We start from the raw sequence: 1,287 nt of genomic DNA on the forward strand, positions 1-1,287 counted from the left end.
AAATCCCGGACAATCTGAAGGGAACTGGAGAGGTGGTCGTAGCCACCGCCGGCGGCGCTTTTGAAGAAGCGCAAAAAAAGGCCTGGTTCGAACCGTTCACGCGCGATACCGGCATCAAAGTGATTACCATCCCCTCAAGCGCTAAATTGCTCGCCTCGGCAAAGCTCGGGCAACCAGAGGCCGATATCAGCAATATCAATGGCGGTGAGGTGCCAACCTGGGTCGACAATGAGGCTCTGGAAAAAATTGACTACAGTTTTTTTGCCAAGGAAACCCTCGCAGGGCTTCCGGACTTCATGAAGGGTGAATACGGCCTCGGCTCTTTCTATTACTCAGTTGTGGTCGCATACAACACAACCAAATTTCCCAAGGAGCATCCGAAGAATTGGACTGACTTCTACGATGTGAAGGCATTTCCCGGAAAGCGAAGCCTCCCAAACTGCGACCTCATGCTTTATGGAGCGCTCCTTGAAGGGGCGCTGATCGGTGATGGCGTACCCAAAGACAAGCTTTATCCTCTCGATATGGATCGTGCCTTCGCAAAGCTTAAGGAAATCAAGCCCAGTGTTGGTCGCTGGTGGGCAACGGGCGCCGACGCGCCGCAAAGCCTTATCGGCGGTGAAGTCGATATCGCCGCTGCATGGAATGGCCGCATCGTCACCGCCAAAAAACAGGGCGCACCACTGGAGCTGTCATGGGATCAGTCCATGCTGCAGTATGATGATTGGATCGTTCTGAAGAACGCGGCCAATAAGGAAAACGCCTCCAAGCTCCTCGCCTACATTTCACGGGCAGAGGCACAGGCAGCTTTTGCAGAGGCAATTCCCTACGGCCCGGTCAACAAAGACGCCTTCAAGCTTCTGCCAAAGGAACTGGCGGAAACTATACCTGGCGCCCCCGGAATCATGGAACAGCAGATCGTACAGAATTACGATTGGTGGGTTCAACGGGGTTCGGATGGCCGCACCAACTATGATGTGGCCATAGAGCGCTGCACCGCTTTTCTGTCACAGTGAGGCTTTGCAGCTGCGGGCCATTGGTCCGCAGCTGCGTTATAAAGACGATTCTCGCCCTTTACTAAGCAGCAGGATGTCCTACTGGAACCGACGAACCCGCTGAGCGAAGTAACGTTTTACCTAACGCGGCTGGGTCCACTGCTCTTCCGAGTTCATGCGGTTCGCTATCTGGAGAATGGAGAAACTGATGAGAATTGCCGTAGGTGGTATCCTCCACGAAACGAATACGTTTCGCAGGCAAGCTGCACAGCTTTCAGATTTTGAGATCGTA

Annotated in this window: 1 protein-coding gene; it reads left to right on the forward strand. The window is 53.6% G+C overall.

Translation table 11 applies throughout. The annotated features are described in order from the left end of the window. Positions 1–1,016, forward strand: a 1,016-nt coding sequence (locus A3AY_RS34955; RefSeq protein ID WP_018325535.1) for an ABC transporter substrate-binding protein, incomplete at its 5' end; no start/stop codon positions are given. Positions 1,017–1,287: the final 271 nt, after the last annotated feature.

Source organism: Rhizobium giardinii bv. giardinii H152 (genome assembly GCF_000379605.1).
Taxonomy (GTDB): domain Bacteria; phylum Pseudomonadota; class Alphaproteobacteria; order Rhizobiales; family Rhizobiaceae; genus Pararhizobium; species Pararhizobium giardinii.